Source organism: Comamonas sp. Tr-654, from assembly GCF_011752915.1.
GTDB lineage: Bacteria > Pseudomonadota > Gammaproteobacteria > Burkholderiales > Burkholderiaceae_C > Comamonas.
Genome location: NZ_VWWQ01000005.1, coordinates 251,013 through 268,510, shown reverse-complemented (window position 1 = coordinate 268,510; position 17,498 = coordinate 251,013). Strand labels below are relative to the sequence as shown.

At 61.2% G+C, this 17,498-nt stretch carries 17 protein-coding genes; 10 read left to right on the top strand and 7 right to left on the bottom strand.

Annotated elements, in window-relative coordinates; all coding sequences use genetic code 11:
- Positions 1 to 6: 6 nt before the first annotated feature.
- Positions 7 to 609, bottom strand: coding sequence for an NAD(P)H:quinone oxidoreductase (gene wrbA / locus F3J24_RS16910; RefSeq protein ID WP_167008803.1), 603 nt, complete (start codon positions 607 to 609; stop codon positions 7 to 9).
- A gap of 713 nt (positions 610 to 1,322) precedes the next feature.
- Between wrbA and F3J24_RS16905 the strand changes: the two genes are divergently transcribed.
- Entirely contained in the window at positions 1,323 to 1,697 is a 375-nt protein-coding gene (locus tag F3J24_RS16905; RefSeq protein ID WP_167009372.1) for a hypothetical protein, read from the top strand.
- A 126-nt stretch (positions 1,698 to 1,823) separates the two neighbouring features.
- Here F3J24_RS16905 and F3J24_RS16900 read toward each other — a convergent pair whose 3' ends face one another.
- Complete coding sequence (locus F3J24_RS16900; protein ID WP_167008800.1) at positions 1,824 to 2,207, bottom strand: Hsp20/alpha crystallin family protein; 384 nt, start codon at positions 2,205 to 2,207, stop codon at positions 1,824 to 1,826.
- A gap of 91 nt (positions 2,208 to 2,298) precedes the next feature.
- Here F3J24_RS16900 and F3J24_RS16895 point away from each other — a divergent pair, with 91 nt between their 5' ends.
- Both F3J24_RS16895 and F3J24_RS16890 read left to right on the top strand, forming a co-directional pair.
- On the top strand, positions 2,299 to 3,591 hold the full coding sequence (locus F3J24_RS16895) for a branched-chain amino acid ABC transporter substrate-binding protein (protein WP_167008797.1): 1,293 nt from the start codon (positions 2,299 to 2,301) through the stop codon (positions 3,589 to 3,591).
- A 960-nt stretch (positions 3,592 to 4,551) separates the two neighbouring features.
- A complete protein-coding gene (locus F3J24_RS16890; protein WP_167008794.1) occupies positions 4,552 to 5,124 on the top strand; it encodes a fimbrial protein in 573 nt (190 codons plus the stop codon).
- A 192-nt stretch (positions 5,125 to 5,316) separates the two neighbouring features.
- Here F3J24_RS16890 and F3J24_RS16885 read toward each other — a convergent pair whose 3' ends face one another.
- Positions 5,317 to 5,493: a hypothetical protein gene (locus F3J24_RS16885; RefSeq protein ID WP_167008791.1), complete on the bottom strand. Its 177-nt coding sequence runs from the start codon at positions 5,491 to 5,493 to the stop codon at positions 5,317 to 5,319.
- A 414-nt stretch (positions 5,494 to 5,907) separates the two neighbouring features.
- Here F3J24_RS16885 and F3J24_RS16880 point away from each other — a divergent pair, with 414 nt between their 5' ends.
- Positions 5,908 to 6,480, top strand: a complete 573-nt coding sequence (locus F3J24_RS16880; RefSeq protein ID WP_167008788.1) for a fimbrial protein — start codon at positions 5,908 to 5,910, stop codon at positions 6,478 to 6,480.
- 261 nt (positions 6,481 to 6,741) lie between these two features.
- Here F3J24_RS16880 and mltB read toward each other — a convergent pair whose 3' ends face one another.
- From mltB to F3J24_RS16860, 4 genes are all read right to left on the bottom strand, one after another.
- Positions 6,742 to 7,884, bottom strand: coding sequence for a lytic murein transglycosylase B (gene mltB / locus F3J24_RS16875; protein WP_167008785.1), 1,143 nt, complete (start codon positions 7,882 to 7,884; stop codon positions 6,742 to 6,744).
- A gap of 4 nt (positions 7,885 to 7,888) precedes the next feature.
- On the bottom strand, positions 7,889 to 10,000 hold the full coding sequence (locus F3J24_RS16870; RefSeq protein WP_167008782.1) for a DUF3488 and transglutaminase-like domain-containing protein: 2,112 nt from the start codon (positions 9,998 to 10,000) through the stop codon (positions 7,889 to 7,891).
- 82 nt (positions 10,001 to 10,082) lie between these two features.
- On the bottom strand, positions 10,083 to 11,144 hold the full coding sequence (locus F3J24_RS16865) for a DUF58 domain-containing protein (protein ID WP_167008779.1): 1,062 nt from the start codon (positions 11,142 to 11,144) through the stop codon (positions 10,083 to 10,085).
- 31 nt (positions 11,145 to 11,175) lie between these two features.
- A complete protein-coding gene (locus F3J24_RS16860) occupies positions 11,176 to 12,096 on the bottom strand; it encodes a MoxR family ATPase (protein WP_167008776.1) in 921 nt (306 codons plus the stop codon).
- Positions 12,097 to 12,132: 36 nt separating this feature from the next.
- Between F3J24_RS16860 and F3J24_RS16855 the strand changes: the two genes are divergently transcribed.
- The 6 genes from F3J24_RS16855 (at position 12,133) to F3J24_RS16830 (ending at position 17,469) form a co-directional block, all read left to right on the top strand.
- Positions 12,133 to 13,092 (top strand): histone deacetylase family protein, encoded by a 960-nt coding sequence (locus tag F3J24_RS16855; RefSeq protein ID WP_167008773.1) that lies wholly within the window; start codon positions 12,133 to 12,135, stop codon positions 13,090 to 13,092.
- Positions 13,093 to 13,113: 21 nt separating this feature from the next.
- Positions 13,114 to 13,890 carry an enoyl-CoA hydratase gene (locus tag F3J24_RS16850; RefSeq protein ID WP_167008770.1) on the top strand — a complete coding sequence of 259 codons (777 nt, stop codon included), beginning with the start codon at positions 13,114 to 13,116 and terminating at the stop codon, positions 13,888 to 13,890.
- 386 nt (positions 13,891 to 14,276) lie between these two features.
- Complete coding sequence (locus tag F3J24_RS16845) at positions 14,277 to 15,026, top strand: electron transfer flavoprotein subunit beta/FixA family protein (protein WP_167008767.1); 750 nt, start codon at positions 14,277 to 14,279, stop codon at positions 15,024 to 15,026.
- A gap of 14 nt (positions 15,027 to 15,040) precedes the next feature.
- Positions 15,041 to 15,985 (top strand): electron transfer flavoprotein subunit alpha/FixB family protein, encoded by a 945-nt coding sequence (locus F3J24_RS16840; RefSeq protein ID WP_167008764.1) that lies wholly within the window; start codon positions 15,041 to 15,043, stop codon positions 15,983 to 15,985.
- 139 nt (positions 15,986 to 16,124) lie between these two features.
- Entirely contained in the window at positions 16,125 to 17,255 is a 1,131-nt protein-coding gene (locus F3J24_RS16835; protein ID WP_167008761.1) for an ABC transporter substrate-binding protein, read from the top strand.
- A 58-nt stretch (positions 17,256 to 17,313) separates the two neighbouring features.
- The gene (locus tag F3J24_RS16830; protein WP_167008759.1) at positions 17,314 to 17,469 is read left to right on the top strand and encodes a hypothetical protein; all 156 of its coding nucleotides are present in this window, start codon (positions 17,314 to 17,316) and stop codon (positions 17,467 to 17,469) included.
- Positions 17,470 to 17,498 lie beyond the last annotated feature (29 nt).

The window sequence follows — 17,498 nt, the reverse complement described above, 5'->3', positions numbered from 1 at the left end:
CTGCGCTTATCCGGCAAGCTTCACGGCCAGTTTTGCTACGTTCTGGCCCTGGTAGCGGGCAATGCTCAGCTCGTCGGGATGAGGCTGGCGCGAACCGTCGGCGCCCGCAATGGTGGAGGCCCCATAGGGCGAATTGCCTCCCTTGACCGCGCTCAGATTGGTCTGCTCGGGCAGCGGATAGCCCAGCGGCACGATGATCATGCCGTGATGGGCCAGCGTCGCCCAGGTGGTCGTGGCCGTCATTTCCTGGCCGCCGCCGGTGCCGGTCGAAGTGAAGACACTGCCGATCTTGTTGATCAAGGCCCCCTTGACCCAGAGACCGCCGGTCTGGTCGAGAAAGCTGCGCATCTGGCCCGGCATATTGCCAAAGCGCGTGGGCACGCCAAACAGGATGGCATCGTAGTTGGCCAGCTCGGCGGGGCTGGCGACCTCTGCGGCTTGGTTGGCCTTGCCGCCTGCGTTCTTGAAGACGTCCTCGGGCATGGTTTCGGGCACGCGCTTGATGGTGACCTCGGCACCGCTGACGCTGCGTGCGCCTTCGGCCACGGCCTGAGCCATGGTTTCGATATGACCGTACATGGAATAGTAGAGAACCAGCACTTTTGCCATGGGTGAATTCCTCGAGGAGTGAAAGAAGAGGCAGACCCCGCCTCGCGCATGTGCGCATAGTTTAGAAAGCTCAGGCAGCGATCCGTGCTCCATAGATGGCTTGCAGTTGTAAGCCAAAGCGCCGAATTGAAGGAATCTCGGTCTCGCTTTTGCAGCTGCGCAGAATTTGGTCCTGATGTTCGAGTCTTGGCGTTGTTAAGAGGTTGACTCATGGTGGACTGGGGCGCTCGTCATCGCCAGATATGGTCGAGCCGCCTTGATGGGCCTTTGCCCGGTTGCAGACAGGTCGATCGCTTCAAACATATATGGAGCGAGACTTTGATGCCCTCGTATTGAGTCAGATCAAACCCTTGGTGCGAGCGTTGCCAGAGATCGACATGCGCCATTTCCGCTATCAACTTCATGGATCCGTCGGCATACTGAATCCGGCCCGAGCCGCTAATGGCTCGGGCCGGATGCTTTAAAGAGGGGGGGAGATGAACAGAAATCGGACTTTATGGGTTGCGGCTGGCGTGATGGCCCTGATACTGATGGGCTGTGGAGGCGGGGGAGATGGAGGCAGCGTCGACAGCCAAGCAGGCAGCTCCACGCCTCCGACACCAGATTCTGGCGCGGGGGGCAGCACGGCGACAGTCGCTTCCCCGTTCCTGGGAAGCTGGAAATACGATTCGGATAACTATTGCACGGATAACTGGCCTGTGGTTCCAGCATCCATGCAAAGTCAGAAGGGCGTTGCTCCCGTCGGCTATGAGTTCACACAGTCAACGATGTCATATACGCACAGAATCTATTCAGACTCTGGATGCACCCAGCTTGAGGGTACTGTGACCTTGATTGGCAGTATTAGCTGGGAGGCCGCGACAGTCAGTGGCTGGAGCAATCCAGTGCGCGTGATCAGCACCTACACAGGCTATGAAGTGACAGGCAATGTCACGGTCAGCGAGGCTGAGGCCAAGATGGAGTTCGGTGTAATGAGCAAGAACATTCTGGGTATTTCCAAGAATCAGCTTTTTGTGGGAGACGGGAGCTCGGCGGGTGCAGATGGCTATCCGACGGTATTCAGAACCAGTCCGCTTGCCTATCGATAAGTGCTGAAGACTTGCTCGCAAAAAAGCCCGCAACGCCTTGGCATTGCGGGCTTGTGCTTTCCGGTCGGCCCCGCTAAGAGGAGATGGAAGAAAGAATGAGGCAGACCGGTAGGCGAAAAGCAGCACTTATTCGATGCTCAGCGTCACGGCCTTGCTCTGAGGCTCGAGCTTGGCCAGGGTCAGCGTGAGCACTCCATGCTCGAGCTTGGCCTTGCTGTTGGCTGCATCGATTTCATGGCCCAGATCCCAGCTGTATCTGACCTGACGGGCCGCGCCTTCCACGCTTTCAAGCTTGGCGACAGTCCCTTCCAGCGAGAGTTTGAGCTGCTCGCGTGCCAGGCCAGGCACATCCAGGGTCAGTGTGGTGAATTTTTCATCGCGGCTGACCTGAACCTGGCGTTGTACAGGGCTTGCAGCGCCCAGGGTTTCCTGCAGAAAACGTTGCAGGGCCAAGTCGGCGGCGCGAGGGGATACAAAGGTATTACGGCTCATCACAGGGGCGAAGAACATGGTGTTTAACTCCTTTAAACTGCGCGGCTTGCGTTGTTGCCGCTTGACTCATAGGTAGGTGGTGGCAAGCGCATTTCAAGAGGTTTTTTTGATGAATAAATTGCGCCGTGATGCCTTGAAATACCTGCAGTTGCCACTACTATGCGCGCCGTTCGGCATTGCTGGCGCTGCGGTTGCGGCAGCCAGGGCCGGGCTTGCGCAGCCCGTCAAGCTGGCATTGGTGGAGAGCCTTTCGGGTCCGTTTGCGAACACGGGCGAGGCCGTGTTCCGCAACCTGCTGTGGGCGACCGAGCGGGTGAACGCGCGTGGTGGTGTGCGCCTGGCCGACGGTCTGCATGAGCTCGTGATAGAGCGCTATGACAGCAAAGGCCAGAATGAAGAGGCGCTGTCGGCGTTGCGCTCAGCCATAGACAATGGTGCGCGCATCATCATGCAGGGCAATTCATCGGCCACGGCGGCAGCGCTTCTCGACGCCATCGACAAGCACAACAGCCGCGACCCTTCGCGCCGCGTGCTCTACCTGAACTACTCGGCGGTGGATCCGGCTCTGACCAACGAGCGCTGCAGCTTCTGGCATTTCCGTTTTGATGCCCATGCCGATATGCGCATGGCCGCGTTGATGGAGGTCATCAAGGACGACAAGGCCGTGCACAGTGCCTATCTGATCGGGCAGGACTACAGCTTTGGCCAGGCCGTGCTTCGCGAAGCCAGGCGCCAGCTGGCCGTGCAGCGCCCCGATGTGCGCATCGTGGGCGATGAGCTGCACCCTGTGGGCCGCGTCAAGGACTTTGCGCCTTATGCGGTCAAGATCAAGCAAAGCGGTGCCCAGGCCGTGATCACGGGCAACTGGGGCAACGATTTGATGCTGCTTGTCAAGGCTGCGCGCGAGGCCGGCTACGAAGGGCGTTTCTACACCTTCTACGGCAATGCCCTGGGCGCCCCGGCTGCCTTGGGCGATGCCGGTGTGGGCAAGGTGCTGGCCGTGGCCGACTGGCTGCCCAATGTGCCCACGGCAGAGAGCCGGGGCTTCTACCAGTCCTTCCGCCAGCGTTTTCCCAGGCCTCAGGACGACTATGTGCATATGCGCATGCAACTCATGATCGAGGCTCTGGCGCAGAGCCTCGAAAAAGCCGGCAGCACGGACACCGTCGCCGTGGCCCAGGCCATGGAGCATGCCAGGGTGCAGATGGCGGGCCGTTCGGGCAGCATGCGGGCGACAGACCACCAGTTCCAGCAATCGCTGGTGGTGGGCATGATGGAAAAAAAAGGCAGTGCCGGCGTGGACTTCGATGTGGAAGGCTCGGGCTACGGCTTCAAGGTCGTGCGCGAGATTGCGGCGGGCAGGGCCGAAATGCCCGGCCAGTGCCAGATGAAGCGCTTCTGAGTCATTGGGATGCTACTGAATAGGTAGCTTCGGACGCATTCTGGTAAAGCGATTGAGTCGAATTTGATTCAATTTTTCCTGGTTTAGGTGGACTGCCTGATCAGTGTGGCCTGATGCAGCTCGCGCCTTCGTTGCTCATCGACGGCGCATGCAGCGCTGTGTGACGAAGCGCAAGCCAGCGTCGTTCGCGATGTACTTCGTGGGGCGCTGCCGTTTTTTCAGCCCGATCAACGCCTGTGGGCGCTCATGGCTGCCTGCGTCAGCGCTTATCTTGCCTTTTGTGCAGGGATTGATTGAGGCACCAGCAGAGTTGCCGGATTCTCCCCCTTGGCGCGTGTTTTGATGGCGTCTGGCTGGCGACCGAATCTGTGGCATCGATGATGCCATTGAACAGTTCCATGCGAGCGTCGCCGCCAAAGCCGGGCCTGTTTCAGCCTCTGTACCTGCCCCTGCCGTTGGGCAGGCAGACCTTGTTGTTCCCAGACTTGCAAGAACTGCTGTGGACGCAGCCGCATCCTTGTTAGGTCTTGCATATGGCTCAGTCGGAGCCCGCGTTTGCTAAGAGGCCTGTGCGGCGAACGGATGGCTCCGCACAAAGGTGAGGTTCATTGACTTGCTTCGAGCGCGTGAGCTCCTTGGCAAAGGCCGTGCAAGTTCGTCACCCAGCAGTGCGTCTCAATGCTCTGCACAAGATGCATCGGCCTCGTCGATTGAGTAGGCAAAGTTCAGATTCTCGACTGCGAAAGTCAGCCTCGATTCGGCCGCTATCTATTTCTTATTCCGTCTTGATGGCACTCAAGAGATGTGTTGCAACTCATTACATCTGGGGTTGATGCATGTTCATATTGAGGCCTTGATGCAAGTTCATCTTGACGGGTGTGCTGTTGATGGCAGCGCACATGAGTGACAGGGGGCGAGGTGATCCGTCTTCACCGAGCCTCTTACAGGAGTGCCGACAAAATGAAGAAATTTCTCCTTCGCAGTGCGATTATTTCCATCCTCGGGCTGACGGTGGCAGTCCAGGCACAGGCCAGATCCCTTGGCGCTGCAGGTCTCATTCATTTCATGGGTTCGATCACCACGGATTCCTGCGCTCTGCGTGATAGCAATGCTGTGCAAACTAGCGGCGCCATGACGTACAACATGGGGCCGGTTTCTGTCCATGCATTGGGCACGGAAGCGGCACCCACGACATCCGCCGGTGGCAACATCACGGCACTGCCGGTCGACATGAATATGCAGCTGGAATGTCTGGAAGGTGTGGCTGTCGACCTGACGTTGACCCCTGCCATCGTCTCGGGCAAGGGCATTGGCTTGACCGGCGCTGCCGAAAACGTGCAGATCATGCTGGTGAATGGATCAAAGCCTGTCGATTTCTCGGGCGGCAGCCAGACGATCAACACGCCCCTCAGCGACGGCATAGCCCATATCCATATGAAGGCCTACTACACCCTGGTGACAGGTGGCACGGTATTCAATGCGACGGCTGGTACTGCCAACGGCACGATCGGTTACATGATCAGCTACCACTAGATGTGGGTTGCTCCCTCGTGTGGCAACGGGTCCCGCGAGGGGGCTTGAAGCACGCAATCCGACGTCATTCAATCGCATGGTTCTTGCGTCCTTTGCGCTTGAGGTGCTGCCGAGCTGCGGCATGGTCAAGACGCCGGTGGCAATTGAATTGCCCGATACCCTTGAGCTTCCACCGGGGCCGACAAGTCGGTGTCATGAAGTGCCGACAGTCAATTCATATACGGCAGCCGGCACCAGCATCTTTCCCTCCGATTGAGGCACGGCAGAGTTGCCGGATTCTCGCTCCAGGCGCGTGTGTTGTGGAGCACGGCTGGCGAAGCAGTCTGTGACCGAATCCATGGCATCGATGGTGTCGTTGAACAGTTCCACGCGAGCGTCTCCGTCAAAGCCTGGCCTGTCTTGGCCCCTGTATTGGCTCCTGCTGTTGGGCGTGCAGGTCTCGTCCTAACGAATTGCAGATGCCGCACAACGGTGAGGTTCATTGACTTGCTTCAAGCGGACGAGCCCTTTGGCAAAGGCGACGCAAGCCGGTGATCCGGCAGTTTCCTCCTTGCTCAGCACAAGATGCATCGGCCCGGTAAGGCCGAAGGGCAACGCAGTGTTTTGGCAGCAAGCATTTGTCGCGAACAATGACTGTGAGATGAAACACTAATTACAAAATGTTGCAATTATTTCTGCTGCATGTTCATATCGAGGCGTGTGCTCTAGCTGATAGCGCACATAGGGCGAGAGGAAATCCCGGTGATCCATTTCACCCATGACCGTTTTATGGAGTGCTTACAAATGAAGAAATTTCTCCTTACTAGCGCCATTGTCTCCATCGCCTGTCTGGCTGCCACCGCCCAGGCTCAAACCAAAACCGTGGGTGCCACAGGTCTGATCAAGTTCATTGGCTCGATCACCAACGACTCCTGTGCTTTGCGCGATGGCAACGCAGTGCAAACCAGCGGCGCCATGACATACAACATGGGGCCGGTATCCGTCAACGCGCTGGGCTCGGAAGCTGCTCCCATGACCTCAGCCGGTGGCCGCATCACGGCGCTGCCGGTCGACATGAATATGAATCTGGAATGTGTGGAAGGTGTGGCTGTCGATCTGACGTTGACGCCGGCTATCGCCTCGGGCAAGGGCGTTGGCTTGACCGGTGGCGCCCAAAACGTACAGATCATGCTGATGAATGGCTCGAAGCCTGTCGATTTCTCGGGCGGCAGCCAGACGATCAATGCGTCCATGATTCGCGGCAAAGCCAATATACATATGAAGGCCTACTACACGCTGGTGGCGGGCAGTACGGCCTCCAATGTGATGGCTGGTTCTGCCAACGGCACGGTCGCTTACATGATGAGCTATCACTAGATGTGGCCTGCCCTCGCATGGCGGCCCATGATGCAGGCCTGCGAGGGCGCTTGAAAACACCCAAGCCGACAGCGTCAATCTTCTGGCATCTGAGCCTGATGTGCTTTGGGCGCCGTCGATCAAGGGGGGCATGGAGTCGCGCGAGATTTTCGAGTCCCGGACTACGAGTGCTCTCGCGTCGGCAAGCGCTGTGGGTACAGGGTTGCTACTGAATCTATAGCTGAAACCGATGTCTGATAAAAAGATTGATCCGGAATTGGCTTAGTTTCGTATGGCCGCAGCGGTCTGGCTGCTCAGATAGGCCTCATGCACCTCCCGTCCCAGCTCAATCACTGACAGCGCATAGAACGCCGACCAGTTGTAGCGCGTGATGGCGTAGAAATTCTCGGTGCCTGCGATGTACTCCGTGGGGCCGGAGCTGCCATTCTTCAGCTCGATGAGTGCCAGCGGACGCTCATAGCTGTCGGCTCCGAGCACCCGCACTTCGCGTTCTTTCATCTGCGCGGCCGTGAACGTGGGGTTGATATCGGGCGCCAGCAGGGTTGCCAGATTCTCGCCCTGGGCGCGCATGTCCACCGTGAAGGCCGTGGGCAGGCCCGGTTTCCATCCGTGGCCGACGAAGTAGTTGGCGACCGAGCCGATGGCGTCGGTGGCGCTATTGAACAGGTCTATGCGACCGTCACCGTCAAAGTCGACTGCGTACTTGTCCCAGCTGGTGGGCATGAACTGGCCCAGGCCCATGGCGCCGGCATAGCTGCCGCGTAGTGCAAACGGGTCGCTGCCCGTGCGGCTGGCCGTGACCAGTACCTGCTCGAGCTCGCCACGGAAGTAGTCGCTGCGGGCCTGTGCACGAGGGTGGGCCTGCGGAAAATCCAGAGCCAGCGTCGTCAGTGCATCCATCACGCGAAAGTTGCCCATGTTGCGGCCGTAAATGGTTTCCACGCCGATGATGCCGACGATGATCTCTGCGGGCACGCCGAACTGCTGCTCGGCTCGCGCGAGTGCCTGGCGGTTGGCCTGCCAGAACTGCACGCCGGCACGTATGCGCACTGGGTCGATGAAGCGGCTGCGGTATACGGTCCAGTTCTTCACAAAGGTCTTGCCGGCCGGGGTCATCAGGCGTGTGACCACGGGCAGATTGCGTGCCTCGCTCAGTTGTGCACGCACCCAGTCGACAGGCAGATCGCGGCGGGCCGCGATTTCGTCGGCCAGTTGCATGGCGTCGCTGCGGCCGGCATAAGCCACGGCCGTAGCGGCTGCAGCCGTGACTGCTGCTGCCGGTGCGGCCTTGCGGACGGCCTTTTTTGCCGGTGCGGCGATGGCGCCGGCGGTCAGCAGGCACAGGGCCAGAGTGCTCAATGTTCTAGTACTGAAGCGATTGCTGTGATTGGGGTGGATGCTCATGTTTTTAATTTTTGATGGTTTGGGGCCAGCGCTGCTTCTGGATGGACCGCCAGCGTTGGCGCAAGGTTTTCAGTTCGTTGGATTCGGTGTTGGAGGATGGCGTATAGCGTAGCCTCTCCATGTCCAGCAGCCAGTCGGATAAGGCCGCAGCCAGGGGGGCAGATGCCGATTCCTCGGCCCAGCGCTCCTGCACGCGGCGCGAGAGGCTGCGCGCAGAGTCGCTGGCGCCGTTTGCTATGCCGGCGCGCTGCAGCCGCAGCCTGGCAGTGTGCATGAGCTGAGCCCAGCCATCGCGCTGCGGTCGTGTGGCGCGGGCCCAGATCAGCCACAGCAGCGCCAGGGCGCTCAAGCTGCCCGCCAGCAGGCGCAGCAGATCCGTCCAGCTCGGCGACTCGAAGCCCAGGCTTTGCAACAGATTGAGCTGACGGCTTTGGGTGTAGTTGATCACCCACTGGTTCCAGCGGTTGTTGACGGCCTCCCAGACGGCTCGCAGCTTCTCCAGCGTGCCGGTATCGACGAAGTTGCCAACTGCGCTGGCAAAGGCGCCGGGGGGGGCACTCAGGCGCTGGAACTGGCCGACCCGGCTGGGTGCGACAGCGCCCGTGGGGTCCACACGGACCCAGCCCCGGCCGGCAATCCAGACTTCGGTCCAGGCATGGGCATCGCTGTTACGCACGGTCCAGTAGTTGTCCACGCTGTTGCGGTCGCCGCCCTGGTAGCCGGTCACGATGCGCGCGGGCACTCCCATGCCGCGCATGAGCACGGCAAAGGCTGAGGCGATGTGCTCGCAAAAGCCTTGCTTGCTGTCGAACCAGAAGTCATCGGCGGTGTGGACGCTGTCCACCACGCCGGGCTCCAGTGTGTAGGTGTAGCCGCCGGTTTTCAGGCGCTGCAGGGCGGCGGCAATCAATCTGTCCGTATCCGCATCAGAGCCCGGTTGGGCGCGTAATTCGGCCTGTAGTTGTGCGCCTAAAGCCCGTGTGCGTGGGTTGCTGCCGGCCGGCAGCTGCAGATAGCGTTTGAGTTCTGGCGTGAGCTGCAGCGGTCCGTGGCTGAAGTCGAGATAGCTTTGGGCATCGACACGCAGCACATCGGTAATCGGGCGCCAACTCAGCCACTGGAGGCTGGAGCTCATGCGCAGCCTGCCTACCGAGGCGCCAGGCGGAATCTGGGGCTCGGTCCTGGCGACGTCCAGGAGCGTCAGCCAGCGGCGCTTGCTGGGCTCGATCAGCATCTGGTAGCGAACGGGTTCACCGCTCACACGCAGCTGAGGCATGGTCATGGCGTCAAGCACAGGATCGGCCTGCCAGTTACGGCCATCAAACTGGCTGAGCACGGGGCCGCGAAAGTACAGGGTGTTGGCGGGCGGCTCCTGGCCTCCGGGAGTATCGAATCGGAGGCGCAGGGCCACGCTATCGTCCAGAGCCAGCGCAGCGACTTCGCCCACGCGCATGTTCTCCGACAGCCCCGAGCGGCCGGCCATATCGTCGGACGGTACGCCCCATAGCGGCGCCATGCGCGGAAAGAACAGGAACAGCGCCACCATCACGGGTGCGCCCCAGAGTGCAAGCCAGCTCGCGGTGCGCAGTGCCTGCATCAATGGCGGTTTGCCCGCTGTCATATGGGCGTTGACCAGGGCCGTGAGCAGGCCCATCAGTCCCAGCACCATGGCCACGGCAGTGGGCAGCGACTGGGAATAGAAAAAATTGCTGAGCAACACGAAGAAGCTCAGAAAGAACACCACCATGGCATCGCGCCGGGCGCGCAGTTCCAGCGTCTTGAGCGCCAGCAGCATGACGATCAGTGTCACGCCGGCATCGCGGCCCACAATGGTCTTGTGCGTGGCCCAGGTGGCGGCAATGGCAACAGCCAGCGTGCCTGCCAGCACCCAGCGGCCGGGCAGGGGGGCGCCGGTCAGCGCCAGGCGTGCTCGCCATAGCAACAGGGCTGCAGCAAAGGTGCAGGTCCACCAGGCGGTGTGCTGGATCTGCGGCAGCATGATCCAGGCGATGACGGCGAGCAGAAACAGGGTGTCTCGTGCATCGCGCGGCAGGGCTGTCAGGCGCTGTCGCCAGCTGCCCTGGATGGGCCGGCCGAAGGTGGCGGGGTTCTTCATCGCCGGGCTCCCCCGGGGTGAAGAGTGGTCTTGCGGATGGGCAGTAGCCGCTCGTCGAAGAGAACGTGGGGGCTGTGTTTTTTCATGGGCAGGCGGCCAATGCTTCGAGGCAGCGCGTGGTGTGCTGTGCACCGCTGGCCGGTGCGATTTCCTGGCCGCCAGGCAGGCGCAGGCCCCAGGTGCGGCCTTGCTGCTGAGCCATCAGCACCCAGGCGGCGAGGCGTGACAGGCGCGCCTCATGGTCGGCCAGGCCGGTCTGGCGCACATCGAGCCAGAGCCGGTGATGGTGGGCCATGGGCCGGTCGCGGCTGACCAGTTGATGACCGCCTGCTGCAAAGGACTGGGCCGCTTTTTTCCACACCACCAGCTTGAGCGGGTCGCCATTCTGATAGCTGCGCACGCCGTCGAATTCATCACCGCTGCGTACCTGGGCACTGCTGCGGCCGCCGGCTTCGGGGCTGGCGGCCGGTAGCGGCGGGGCATGGGTTTCCGGTGCGGGATAGACCCAGACCAGGGTTTGGGGCCGCCACAGGGCCCAGACGCGAAATGCACCCAGCGGGTAGCGCGTGAGTATGGAGACGGCGGGTAACTCCTGTCGGCCGCGGCGTGTGGGTATGAAGCTCAGCTGCACGGCGGTACTGCCCTGCTCGGGGATATCGACCCAGGTCCAGGCATCGGAGTGATCGGCGCTTTGCCGGGTCTGGTGCAAGGCGAGGCCTATGCCCCAGCGGCGCGAGCGGCGGGCATTGTGCAGACTGATATGCATGGGGCAGGGGGCATGGGCAAAACAGCCGCTCGATGCGTTGCCTTGCGAGCCTGCGCCGCCGAGGCTCAGTTGCAGGCCGCGCAGATTGCCATGGCCCACAACCATGCTGGCGGCGGCGCTGCCCGCTAACAGAAAGGTGAGCAGATAGCCTAGATTGAGCTGGTAGTTGATGGCTGCGATCAGTAGCACGATCAGCGTGGCCAGCATGGCCCAGCCCGCGCGTGAGGGCAGGATGTAGACATTGCCCTGGGTCAGCGTGAGTTGGTCGCTGCGCGGCAGACGCGCAAACATCCACTCGCGCACCCTGGCACGGGGAGAGAACCGCCGGAGGGTATTGGATGCTTCTGGCTGTTTGCCCTTTGATGCCGAGCGCTTCATGCTATGAAATTCATGGCGAAGTCCATCGGCATCAAGACAGAGCAACAGCCTGCATCATGGCGCGCACCTGCTCCACGGCACCACGGCCGGCATGGCCCACGGGAACCAGACGGTGGGCAATCACCTGGGGCAGTATGGCTTGTACATCGTCGGGCGCCACATAGTCGCGGCCCTCCATCAGCGCGATGGTCTTGGCCGCACGCAGCAGCGCGATGCCTGCGCGTGGCGACAGGCCCTGGGCAAACCACTGGCCGTTGCGTGTGGCAGCAATCAGATCCTGTACATAGTCGAGCAGGGCGTCGCTGGCATGCACGGCCAGTGCCGCGGTCTGCAACTGCTGCAGCTCCTGCTCGGAGATGACGGGCAGCAGCGCGTCGGCAGCGGCGCGGCGGCCATTGCCAGCGAGCAGCTTGCGCTCGGCATCGCGCGAGGGATAGCCCAGGCTGATGCGCATGAGGAATCGGTCCAGCTGGCTTTCGGGCAGCGCAAAGGTGCCCAACTGCTCCAGCGGGTTCTGGGTGGCAATCACAAAGAAGGGAGCGGGCAGGCTGTGGGTCTTGCCCTCAGTAGTGACCTGGCGCTCCTCCATGGCCTCCAGCAGTGCGCTCTGGGTCTTGGGGCTGGCCCGGTTGATTTCATCGGCCAGCAACACCTGGGCAAACACCGGCCCGGGGTGGAACACAAAAGCCTCTTGGCCACGGTCGTAGATGGAGACGCCTGTGAGGTCGCTGGGCATGAGGTCGGCAGTGAACTGCACACGCGAGAACTGCAGGCCGAAACTACGTGCCAGCGCATGGGCCAGGGTGGTCTTGCCTACACCGGGAACGTCTTCGATCAGCAAGTGACCGCCTGCCAGCAAACAGGCGACACCGTCTCTGACCTGATCCGGTTTGCCCTCCATCACCGTGTTAAGCTGACTCAAAAGCGCATTAATTGTGTTCTGTGCATGCATGGCAGAAACATATCCTAAATAAGCGATAGCGGAGACATGACTGTGGGCAAGACAGGTTATTTCACCCACCGGGATTGCTGGTTGCACGAGATGGGGCCGGGCCACCCTGAATGCCCGGCGCGGCTGGACGCGATAGAAGACAGGCTGCTGGTCAGTGGCGTGGGCGACGCGCTGGAGCGCTGCAATGTGCCGCTGGCCTCATTGGCCGAGATTGAGCTGGCGCACGACCCCATGCATATTGCCGCCCTGCAGGGCCTGACAGACAGACTGGAGCAGGAGCTGGCCGCCGGCGGGCCTGAGTACAGGCAGCTCGACACCGATACCTCCATCAACCGCCACACCTTCAAGGCCGCATTGCGCGCTGCGGGCGCCACGCTGGCGGCTACCGATGCAGTGCTGGCCGGTGAACTGGAAAACGCTTTTTGCAGCGTGCGTCCGCCCGGACACCACGCCACGCGCAACCAGGCCATGGGCTTTTGCTTTTTCAACAATGTGGCCGTGGGCGTCAAGTATGCGCTGGAGCGTCACCATCTCAAGCGCGTGGCTGTGATTGACTTTGATGTACATCACGGCAATGGCACGGAAGACATCCTGGCCGGAGATCCGCGCGTGTTGATGTGCGGCATTTTCCAGCACCCTTTCTATCCGTTCAGCGGCGACAAGGATCCGGCCGCGAACATGCTGAATGTGCCTGTGGCCGCGTACACCAAGGGCATGGACATTCGCGAAATCATCGAGATGATGTGGATTCCGCGCCTCGAAGCATTCAAGCCCGAGATGATCTTCATCAGTGCCGGCTTTGATGCACACCGCGAAGACGATATGGGTCAGCTTGGCATGACGGAAAACGACTTTGCCTGGATCACCACGCGCATCAAGGATATCGCACGGCGCTTTTCCAAGGGCCGCATTGTTTCATGCCTCGAAGGCGGTTATGTGATGGATCCGCTGGCGCGCAGTGTGGAGGCGCATCTGCGCGTATTGGCCGATATCTAGTCCGAAAGCAGGGAGACAGCGATGAGCGATTCCTTAGTGCAGCTGAGCCAGGACGAGCGCGGCGTGGCGCGCATCACGCTGAGCGATCCGCAGCGCTTCAATGCCTTGAGCAGTGAAATGCTTGCGGCCCTGCAGTCGGCGCTGGATGCCGTGGCCAGGGACGGGCAGGTGCGTGTGGTGGTGCTGGCGGCCGAGGGGCGGGCCTTTTGCGCAGGGCACAACCTCAAGGATATGACCAAGAACACGGAGCTGGCTTACTACCAGCAACTGTTTGCCCAGTGCAGCCGCATGATGCTGTCGATTCAGAAGCTGCCGGTGCCCGTCATTGCAAGAGTGCAGGGTATTGCAACGGCTGCAGGCTGCCAGCTGGTGGCGCAATGTGATCTGGCTGTGGCCAGCAGCGATGCTCGCTTCGCCACCAGCGGTATTCAGTACGGCCTGTTCTGCTCCACGCCCAGTGTGCCGCTGGTGCGCAACATGCCCATCAAACAGTCCATGGAGATGCTGCTGACGGGGGAATTCATCGATGCGCAGACGGCTCTGCACTACGGCCTGCTCAATCGTGTGGCCGAACCCGAGCGGCTCGATGCCGCCGTGGAGGAGCTGGTGGCGGCGATTGTGAGCAAGCCTCGTACGGCCATCAGGATGGGCAAGGAGCTGGTCTATCGCCAGCGGGAGATGGGACTGGAGTCGGCCTATCAGCTGGCGGGCCAGACAATGGCGACGAATATGCTGGATGCCGACGCACAGGAAGGTGCCCTGGCTTTTCTCGAGAAGCGCAAGCCTGGCTGGTCTTGAAACCTCGGCCATCGCCTGCCGGGCTGGCTGATCCGGGCGGATGCTGCAGCCACGCATCGCGGTCTTGTGCTTCAGGCCCGTCCATTTGAACGACGAGGCTGCTTTCGGGCGATGTTACCGTGAGACCTGTCTGAATGCAGGCATGGCGCTGATGGGCTCAATTCCTAGGTTTTACCCTGATTGGGCTCATCTGATACCCATGATTTCGCATGGCTTGTGCATAAAATAGAACGGTCGTTCTTTTTGTGTCAGCCCGCTTGCGAAGCTTGCTGCACAGTTCTCCGGGCAGATTGTCTGGAAAATTGTGCAGAGAGTGTTGCAGTGCCGCATAAAATGAATCCAGTTTACGTAAACGTCAATGCAGTAATCATTAAGGAGCCGCAGCAATGAAGGTATTGGTCCCTGTCAAGCGCGTGGTGGACTACAACGTCAAGGTCCGCGTGAAGTCGGACGGCACGGGTGTGGACATCGCCAACGTCAAGATGAGCATGAACCCCTTTGACGAAATCGCCGTCGAAGAAGCCGTGCGCCTGAAGGAAAAAGGCGTGGTCACCGAAGTCATCGCCGTCTCCTGCGGCGTGGCCCAGTGCCAGGAAACCCTGCGCACGGCCATGGCCATCGGTGCCGATCGCGGCATCCTGGTCGAGACCGATGTCGAGCTGCAGCCCCTGGCCGTGGCCAAGCTGCTCAAGGCCCTGGTGGACAAGGAGCAACCCGGTCTGGTCATCTGCGGCAAGCAGGCCATCGACGACGATGCCAACCAGACCGGCCAGATGCTGGCGGCCCTGGCCGATCTGCCCCAGGCCACCTTCGCCTCCAAGGTCGAAGTCGCTGGCGACAGGGTCAACGTGACCCGCGAAGTGGACGGTGGCCTGGAAACCGTGGCTCTGGCCACGCCCGCCGTCATCACCACCGACCTGCGCCTGAACGAGCCCCGCTACGTCACCTTGCCCAACATCATGAAGGCCAAGAAAAAGCAGCTGGACACCTTCAAGCCCGAAGACCTGGGCGTGGACGTGACGCCTCGCCTGAAGACCGTGAAGGTCTCCGAGCCTGCCAAGCGCGGCGCTGGCGTCAAGGTGGCCGATGTGGCCGCCCTGGTCGACAAGCTCAAGAACGAAGCCAAAGTGATCTAAAGGAAGAACGACAAATGACTTCTCTCGTTATTGCAGAACACGACAACGCTTCGATCAAGACCGCGACCCTGAACACCGTGACGGCTGCCAAGGCCTGCGGCGGTGATGTGCATGTGCTGGTGGCCGGCGAAGGTGCGGCCGCTGCGGCCGCCGCTGCTGCCCAGATCGCCGGTGTCTCCAAGGTCATCCACGCCGATGGCGCCAGCCTCAAGGACGGCCTGGCCGAGAACGTCGCCGCCCAGGTGCTGGCACTTGCTGGGAATGGTGCCGGCAACTACAGCCACATCCTGTTCCCCTCGACTGCCTCGGGCAAGAACGTGGCGCCTCGCGTGGCCGCCAAGCTGGACGTGGCCCAGATCAGCGACATCACCAAGGTCGACTCGGCCGACACCTTCGAGCGTCCCATCTACGCGGGCAACGCCATCGCCACCGTGCAGTCTGCCGATGCCGTCAAGGTCATCACCGTGCGTACCACGGGCTTTGACGCAGCAGCTGCCACTGGCGGCTCTGCGGCCGTGGAAACCGTGGCTGCAGCTGCGGACAGCGGCAAGAGCAGCTTTGTGGGCCGCGAAGTGACCAAGAGCGAGCGTCCCGAGCTGACGGCCGCCAAGATCATCGTCTCTGGTGGTCGCGCGCTGGGCTCGGCCGAGAAGTTCCAGGAAGTCATGTCGCCGCTGGCCGACAAGCTGGGGGCGGCCATCGGCGCTTCGCGCGCTGCGGTGGATGCGGGCTATGCGCCCAACGACCTGCAGGTGGGCCAGACGGGCAAGATCGTGGCGCCGCAGCTGTACATTGCCTGCGGCATCTCGGGAGCGATCCAGCATCTGGCCGGTATGAAGGACTCCAAGGTGATCGTGGCGATCAACAAGGACCCCGAGGCACCGATCTTCTCGGTGGCCGATTACGGTCTGGAAGCCGATCTGTTCACCGCCGTGCCTGAACTGGTCAAGGCGCTGTAATTTGGCGCACATCAAAAGAGGGGCTTCAAGCCCCTCTTTTTCCATGGGCGTCTGGCTCGCACGGACCGGGCCATCAACAATAATTCGGCAGCTGCATGGGCGTTTCAGACCCACTGCATTGATGGAGAGGGAGACTCTGATGAATCGCAAGCATTGGGTGTTGGCGCGAGCCGGTTTGGTCGCGTTGTGTGCGGGTGCCGCTTTGGTGGCACAGGCCTGGACGGTGGGGCAGGTGGCTCCGATGTCGGGGGCTGAAGCCAGTCAGGGGCGCGCCTATGCGCAGGGCATGCGTCTGTACTTTGACCAGGTCAACAAGGCCGGTGGCGTGCAGGGCCAACCTGTGGAGCTGGCTTCGCTTGATGATCTGGGTCATCCCGAAGAGACTGTGGCCAAGACCCGCAAACTGCTGAGCGAGTCCAAACCCGTGGTGCTGGCCGGTTATTTCGGCAATCGAAATCTCTCGGCCTTGCTCGAGAGCAAGTCGCTGGATGGCTCGCAGATTCCGCTGGTGGGCTATCAGAGCACGGACACCCGTGTGCTGGCGTCGGCGCAGATGTTCTCCACGCGCGCAGGATTGGTAGAGCAGGTTGCCAAGATTTCCACCCATCTGGCCACTGTCGGCATCACGCGCCTGGCCCTGGTGTTTGAGGAGCGTCCCGATGCTCAGGAACTGACGGCCCTGGTCACCAAGGCCGTGAACCCAAGTGGAGCCAAGATGGTGACCTCGGCCATGATCAAGAGCAGAAGTGGCTCGGACAAGGCCGTGCAGGAGCTACAGGCTTCCAAGGCTTCGCCCCAGGCCATTTTGCTGGTGGCTTCCAGCCCTGCCACGGCGGCCTTTGTCGAGGCTTATCGCATGGAGGGCGGCACGGCCCAGATCTATGCCACGGCCGAGGCGGATATCGAGCAACTGGCCAAGCGCCTGCCTGTGGAGTACATGAGCGGCCTGTCGATCGCCCAGGTGGTGCCCAGTCCCTACAAGGTCTCGGGCAAGCTCAACAAGGAGTTCCGTGATGCGACGATTGCGGCCGGCAAGTCGCTGGACGTGCCGGTGAGCTTTGCCATGATGGAAGGCTATGTGAATGCCAAGGTCATCGTGGAGGCCATGCGTCGCAGTCAGCCGGTAACGCCTGAGAAGATGAGCGCCGCCCTGCGCGGACTGGAGTCTCTTGACCTGGGCGGCTACTGGGTGAACTTCAAGCCCGGGCAAGTGGGCTCCAAATATGTGGACCTGTCCATCGTCAACGCCGCAGGACGTGTGACGCAGTAAGAAACCAAGGCCTGACACGCTTCTCGTTCAGGCCTTTTTTGCAGCCAATTCCATCACGATGATCCGCCGTGCAAAACAGATGCAGAAACTGTTGCCCAGGGGACAGGAAGTGGCGCCATGGCAGGCGAAACTGGCCATCGGCCAGTCGGACGAGGCTGCTGTCGGCACAGGAGTGCCAGAGAGTGGATCGTTCAACGAACTGCTTCTGAAATAAGAGCTGCCGGCGTATCTGGAGCAAGCGCT